This window comes from Hydrogenophaga sp. (assembly GCF_031426985.1).
Taxonomy (GTDB): Bacteria; Pseudomonadota; Gammaproteobacteria; order Burkholderiales; family Burkholderiaceae_C; genus Hydrogenophaga.
Genome location: NZ_JASJOY010000095.1, coordinates 25,101 through 31,555, shown reverse-complemented (window position 1 = coordinate 31,555; position 6,455 = coordinate 25,101). Strand labels below are relative to the sequence as shown.

Sequence of the window (6,455 nt, the reverse complement as noted above, 5' to 3'; positions counted from 1 at the left end):
CGGCTTCTAAGCGTGCAGCTTCCGCACGTGCCGCCTCGACGCGCGCCGCTTCGGCCCGGGTCGCGTCTGCGCGGGCCTGGGCTTGCCGCTGCGCCTCCAGCCGCGCAGCCTCTTCGCGCGCGGCAGCTTGTCGAGCGGCTTCTAAGCGTGCAGCTTCCGCACGTGCCGCCTCGACGCGCGCCGCTTCGGCTCGGGCGGCGTCTGCGCGGGCCTGGGCCTGATGCTGCGCCTCCAGCCGCGCAGCCTCTTCGCGTGCGGCAGCTTGTCGAGCGGCTTCCTGTCGCGCAGCTTCCGCACGTGCCGCCTCGTCGCGTGCGGCTTCGTCCCGTGCCACGGCCTGTCGCTGTGCTTCCTGGCGGGTGGCCTCGGCCCGATCGGCGGCGGCCGTTTGTTCGGCCTGCCGTTGAGCCTCGGCCCGCGCCGCCTGTTGCTGGCGTTGCGCCGCCTGCTGGGCTTCCAGCCGTTGTGCGGCTTCCTGGTCTGCGGCCCGTTGCAACGCCTCGCGTCGCAGGGCTTCGGTGCGTTCGCCTTCGATACGTGCGGCTTCGGCCCGCTGTGCCGCTTCGCGTTCGATCGCCAGCCGGGCCAGCGTGGCGCTTTCGGCCGCCTGCCGCTGCGCCTCCGCACGCGCCGCCTCGGCCTGCGCGGCTTCGGTGCGAGCGGCCTCCCGCCGTGCGGCCTCTTCGGCGGCCACAGCGTTGGCCGCCGCCGCCGTCGGTTCCTCTCTTGCAACAGGCCCTGGCACCGCCACCCCGGCCGGGGTCTCTCGGGCGGGCATGGGGGTGGGGGGCGGTGCTTCCTCCCGCGCTGGTGGTGCCGCAGGGGAGGGCGTCTCCAGGCGCACGGCGGCCACCGCCGGCTCGGGCGCTGGAAGGGGTGCTGGCTGGGGCGGTGGAGGGAGCGTTGGTGAGGGCAGGGCCGAGGGCGGTGCCGGCACGGTGGTGGGTGAGGGCGGCGCGGCAGGCGGTGCCCGCACCGGCGCCTCGGTCACGACCGCGCTGACCGGTGCGGGCGGTGGCGTGGGTTCGGACGGAGCGCTCTGCGAGGGAGGCGCCGGCAGCGGTGTCACGGCCACGGGCGGTGCGGGCAGCGGGTCCGTGACCCGCAACGCTGCCTCCAGCCGCGCAGGAGCCGGCAAGGGCAAGGACGAAGGTGACGGCGAGGGTGAGGGCGATGTGGGCGCCTCGGGCGCCACGGCGCTGTCGGCCGGCGGCAGCAGCAGCACCTGCAGCGCGGGCACCTCGACCCGGCGTTCCTGCCAGGGCAAGCCGAAGCCCGGTCGCCCGAAGCCCTGGCCGCCGATGGTCAGGCTCAGCACCAGCGCGTGCAGCGCCAGCGAGAACGCCACCGACACCGACAGGCGCCGCGGCTGCGGGTCCCGGACCGGGGCCATGTCCAGGGCGCTGGCCAGCGTGGGCGGGGTCGGGTGGTCAAGGGGCCGCATGCGGGACATTGTGCAGCCCGGTGCGCAAGTGCTCCAGTCGAACACGCTGTGGGGATTCGACCCGGTGGGCGGACACACCATGGGTCATGGGCGCCGGAGGGGTCGCCATAGGGGGCGGTTTTCGATCCAGTGAAACCGAGCGCTGAACGCTGACCGTTGGTGGTGAAGCGGTTTGCTGCGACGGCGGCCGGCGATGGACACCTCGTGGCCTCACGGCTTCCGCCGTTCCGGCGTCATCCAGCCGCAACAGCCATCCCCAGCCCCATCCTCATCCCCATGGTCGGTCTCGGCGATGCGGCCGACCTGGACGGCGTGCCGCAGCGTGTGGGTGTTTCGAAGGTTTGCCACCCGGGATGCCGAGTGGGGGCTCCCCGTGCCACGCCGTGGTCAGCCCCGCGTCAACAGCGGCCGGTGGCCGGGCCGACCCGGGGCGGTGAAGCCGTGGGATTCACGGCTCGGTGGCCCGCAGCTCGTCGTGCAACCAATCGACCAGCTTGACCACATCGGCCCGGCGGCTGAGGTGCGGCGCGGTCCAGATCGACAGCCGGTTGGGCCCGCGCACAAAGCCCATGGGCGCGACCAGGGTGCCGCTCATCAAATCATCGCGCACCAGCATGCGGGGCACATTGGCCATGCCCAGGCCGCAGCGGGCGCCCTGGATCAGCAGGTAGAAATGCTCGAACGACTGGTCGACCCGCAGGCTCTGGTCCGGCTGCGCGCTGCAGCGCGCCCAGTCGGCCCAGGCGGTCGGTCGGGTGCGCGAGACCATGAGCCGCGCCCGCGCCAGGTCTTCGAAGGACGCGATGCGGTTCTGTCGCAGGTACTCGGGCGAACACACTGGCCCGATCCACTCGTGCGCCACATCGGCGCGCACGGCGTCCTTGGGCGGCTCGATCGACGACAGACGGATGGCCACGCTGACGTTGTCGTGCGCGAAGTCGATCGGCCCGTGGCTCATGTTGAAGCGCAGCTCCACCTCGGGGTTGTCTTCCTTGAAGCGACCCAGCCTGGGAATGAGCCAGTACATCATGATCGACTCGGAACACGCCAGGGTGAGCGGGCCAGGCTTGAGCTGTTCGATGCTCGACTGGATCAACCCGAAGGCCGTCGAGAGGTCTTCTGCCAATCGAAGCCCTTCGTTCGTCGGCACCGCGCCCTGCACCGTGCGTTGCAGCAGCGCCAGGCCCAGCAGGTCCTCCAGCATCCGGATGTGGCGGCTGACCGCGCCATGCGTGACCGACAGTTCTTCGGCCGCGGCGCTGAAGCTGCGCAGCCGCGCCGTCGCCTCAAAAGCCCGCAATGCGTTGAGCGAAAGTCGATGGGAAGGGGTCATGTGTGCGCTTGATGACCTAGGGTCAACCCGGATGCCTTGTGACTTTAACTCACAGCCCCGGGAGTTTATATCGTTTTACTAAAAGGGATATGTCCAATATCGTTCGATCCATCTTAGAAATTAACTCACAGCCCGATGGCCAAGAACCCCACCCGCGCCGAATTCACCGCGCGCTACTTCGTCGAAAGTTCGGTCTCCTCCGAGAAGGTCGCGCAGGTCATCGCCGGCGAACAATCCAGCGGCACCTTCCTCGCATTGCCCGGTGAGACCGACGAACTGAAAGAGCGCTCACGCGCCCGGGTCACCCGCATCGAGCCGCTCGCCCCCGCGCTGCAGCCCACGCTGCCCAGCGCCTACGTCGACCGCCACCCGCACGGGGGGGTGTTCCATCGGGCCGAGATCGACATCGCGTTCCCGGTGGCGAACGTCGGCGCCAGCCTGTCCAGCCTGCTGGCCACGGTGGCCGGCAACCTGTACGAGCTGGGCGAGGTCACCGGTCTGCGCCTGCTGGACCTGGACCTGGCGCCCGAGTACGCCGCCCAGTTCGCCGGCCCGGCCTTCGGTGTGCCCGGCACCCGGCAGCTGGCCGGGGTCCACGGCCGGCCGATGATCGGCACCATCATCAAGCCCAGCATCGGCCTCACGCCCGGCCAGACCGCCGAACTGGTCGACCAGCTGTGTGCGGCCGACATCGACTTCATCAAGGACGATGAGCTGATCGCCGATCCGCCGTATGCGCCGTTCGACGAGCGCCTGCGGGCCGTGATGCCGGTGCTGCAGCGCCACGCCGACCGCCTGGGCCGCATGCCGATGTACGCGATCAACATCTCGGGTTCGATTGACGAGATGCTGCGCCGCCACGATGCCGTGCTGGCCGCGGGCGGCAGCTGCGTGATGGTCAGCGTCAACTGGGTCGGCTTCGCCGGCGTGGAGCACCTGCGCCGCCACGCGCAGCTGCCGATCCACGGCCACCGCAACGGCTGGGGTGCGCTCACGCGGCACCCGGGGCTGGGCTTCTCGTTCCAGGCCTACCAGAAGCTGTGGCGCCTGGCCGGTGTGGACCACCTGCACGTCAACGGCCTGCGCAGCAAATTCTGTGAGTCGGACGACTCGGTCATCGCGTCGGCCCGCGCCTGCCTGTCGCCCTGGGCGGGGTTGCAGGCGCTGATGCCGGTGTCTTCGTCGGGCCAGTGGGCGGGCCAGGCGCCGGACCTGTACGCGGCCCTGGGCTCGGTGGACCTCATGCACCTGGCCGGCGGCGGCATCATCGGTCACCCCGACGGCATCGCCGCGGGCATGGCCAGCATGCGCGAAGGCTGGGAGGCGGCGGTGGCCGGCATTGGCCTGGACACCTACGCCAAAACGCACCCCGCACTCCAGCGGGCCTTGGTGCACTTTGCCGGGCGGTGAGCGATGACCTCGACGAACACACCCCACCCCTTGAAGCTCGCCTTTTATGGCGACGACTTCACCGGCTCCACCGATGCGCTGGAGGTGCTGGCCTTCGGCGGGCTGCGCTGCGCGCTCTTCCTGTCGGTGCCGACGGCGGTTCAGATGGCCGCGCTGGGCGGCTTCGACGCCATCGGCGTGGCCGGCGCCAGCCGGGCCATGTCGCCGGACGAGATGGATGCGGAGCTGCCCGACGTGCTGAGCGGGCTGGCCGCCCTGGCGCCGCAGATCGTGCACTACAAGGTGTGCTCCACCTTCGACAGCGCGCCGACGGTCGGCAACATCGGCCGGGTCATCGAGCTGTCTGGGCCGATCTTCCCGCAGCCCGTGGTGCCCATCGTGGCCAGCACGCCGGCGCTGGGCCGCTACTGCCTGTTCGGCCACCTGTTCGCGCGTTCGGGCACCGACGGTGAGGTCTACCGCATCGACCGCCACCCGATCATGAGCGTGCACCCGGTCACGCCGATGCAGGAATCCGACGTGGCCCTGCACCTGCGCAAACAGGCGCCGCTGGCCATCGGCAACCTGCCCCTGACCTGGCTCGACACCGCGTCGCCCGCCGCACTGGCGGAGCGCATCGCCGACATGGCGCCGTCCCGGCAAGCGGTGGTGATCGACGGACTGAGCCCCGAACACCTGACCGCGACGGGCGACTGCCTGCAGCACATGGCCTCTGCGCAGGGTGCGCCGCTCTTTGTCGTCGGTTCGTCGGGCGTCGAGTACGCGTTGACGCAGTCCTGGCAGCATGAAGGCGCCGCAGCGTCGGCCGACCCCTACGGGAGCTTCGATGCCGTCGACCAGGTGCTGGTCGTCTCGGGCAGCGCCTCCAAGCTCAGTGCGATGCAGATCGAGGCGGCGCTGGATGCCGGCTTCCGCGAGGTGGCGATCGATGTGGAGGCGCTGACCATCGGTCCGGACACGGCGGCCGCCGAGGCGCGTCTCGTGGGCGAGGTGGTCAGCGCGCTGGCCAGTGGCGCCAGCGTCGTGATGCACACCGCGCGCGGCCCGGCCGACCCGCGGGTGGCCCGCCTGATCCAGGGTCTGCAGATGCGGGGCTCCAACCTGGAGCAGGCGCGCCACCAGAGCGGGCGGCTGGTCAGTGAACGGCTGGGGATCGTGGTCGACGCCATCGTGCGCCGCCACCGGCTGCGCCGCCTGGTGCTGTCGGGGGGCGACACGTCCAGCCGCATCACCCAGGCCCTCGGCCCCGACGCGCTGGAGATCCGTGCCCGCCTGGCGCCCGGCGCGCCGCTGTGTGCCGTGCTGTCGTCGGCGCCCCACCTGAGCGGGCTCGAACTGGCCCTCAAGGGCGGGCAGATGGGCGCTCCCGATTACTTCGTCCGTGCGCTGCGGGGCAGCGCCGCGGCGGCCTGATGCGTGGCCTGACGCACTGAACCATCCACACGGAACCACCTAGGAGATCTCTCATGCCATCCACCAACACACCACAGCGCGTCGCGGTCGTCACCGGCGGCGCCATGGGCATCGGCGCCGAAGTCTGCCAGCGCCTGGCCGCCGCGGGCTTTGCCGTCGTCGTGGCCGACCGCGACCTGGCCGCCGCCGAAACCACCGCGGCCCAGCTGCGCGCCGACGGCGCCGCCGCCGAAGCGCAGGCCATCGACGTCGGCGATGCCGCATCGGTCGACAGCGCCTTCGCCGCCATCGAGCAGCGACACGGCCGCTGCGACGTCCTCGTCAACTCGGCCGGCATCGCCAAGGTCTACCCCTTCCTGGAATTTCCGGACGACAACTTCGCGGCCACGATGGCCGTCAACGTCACCGGCACCTTCCTGTGCAGCCAGCGCGCGGCGCGCCTGATGGTGCGCCACCAGTGGGGCCGCATCGTCAACATCGCCTCGGTGGCGGGCATGCGCGCCGTCGGCTCGGGGCGCACGGCCTACGGCACGTCCAAAGGCGCGGTGATCGCGCTGACCCGCCAGATGGCGGTCGAGCTGGCCGAAAAGGGCGTGACCTCCAACGCCGTGGCGCCCGGACCGGTGGACACGCCGATGACGCGCGCGCTGCACACCGAGCAATTCCGTCGGGAGTACGAGAACGCGATCCCGATGAACCGTTACGGCACCGTGGGCGAGATTGCCGCGGCCGTGATGTACCTGGTGTCCGAGGACGCCGGGTTCGTGACCGGCGTGACCCTGCCGGTCGATGGCGGCTTCCTGGCCTCTGGCGCCCGGGGCATCTGAATCTTTAATTTTTTTCCACCCTAAGAGG

General features: G+C 70.8%; 4 protein-coding genes and 1 pseudogene. 3 read left to right on the top strand and 2 right to left on the bottom strand.

The annotated features are described in order from the left end of the window. A pseudogene (locus RMP09_RS12170) lies at positions 1-1,444 on the bottom strand (hypothetical protein); the annotation flags it as partial. A 448-nt stretch (positions 1,445-1,892) separates the two neighbouring features. Next, positions 1,893-2,777, bottom strand: coding sequence for a LysR substrate-binding domain-containing protein (locus RMP09_RS12165; RefSeq protein WP_310566232.1), 885 nt, complete (start codon positions 2,775-2,777; stop codon positions 1,893-1,895). Between the two features lie 135 nt (positions 2,778-2,912). On the opposite strand from RMP09_RS12165, the gene RMP09_RS12160 reads away from it, so the two are divergent. From RMP09_RS12160 to RMP09_RS12150, 3 genes are read left to right on the top strand one after another with little or no spacing between them, the layout of a single operon-like run. After that, on the top strand, positions 2,913-4,187 hold the full coding sequence (locus tag RMP09_RS12160; protein ID WP_310566231.1) for a ribulose-bisphosphate carboxylase large subunit family protein: 1,275 nt from the start codon (positions 2,913-2,915) through the stop codon (positions 4,185-4,187). Positions 4,188-4,217: 30 nt separating this feature from the next. Beyond that, entirely contained in the window at positions 4,218-5,600 is a 1,383-nt protein-coding gene (locus RMP09_RS12155; RefSeq protein ID WP_310566230.1) for a four-carbon acid sugar kinase family protein, read from the top strand. 53 nt (positions 5,601-5,653) lie between these two features. Then, entirely contained in the window at positions 5,654-6,427 is a 774-nt protein-coding gene (locus RMP09_RS12150; RefSeq protein ID WP_310566229.1) for an SDR family NAD(P)-dependent oxidoreductase, read from the top strand. Positions 6,428-6,455 lie beyond the last annotated feature (28 nt).

What these genes read in the sequence shown, in the direction of transcription:
- RMP09_RS12165 (WP_310566232.1), bottom strand. Translation starts at nt 2,777, where the DNA reads ATGACCCCTTCCCATCGACTTTCGCTCAACGCATTGCGGGCTTTTGAG.
- RMP09_RS12160 (WP_310566231.1), top strand. Translation starts at nt 2,913, where the DNA reads ATGGCCAAGAACCCCACCCGCGCCGAATTCACCGCGCGCTACTTCGTC.
- RMP09_RS12150 (WP_310566229.1), top strand. Translation starts at nt 5,654, where the DNA reads ATGCCATCCACCAACACACCACAGCGCGTCGCGGTCGTCACCGGCGGC.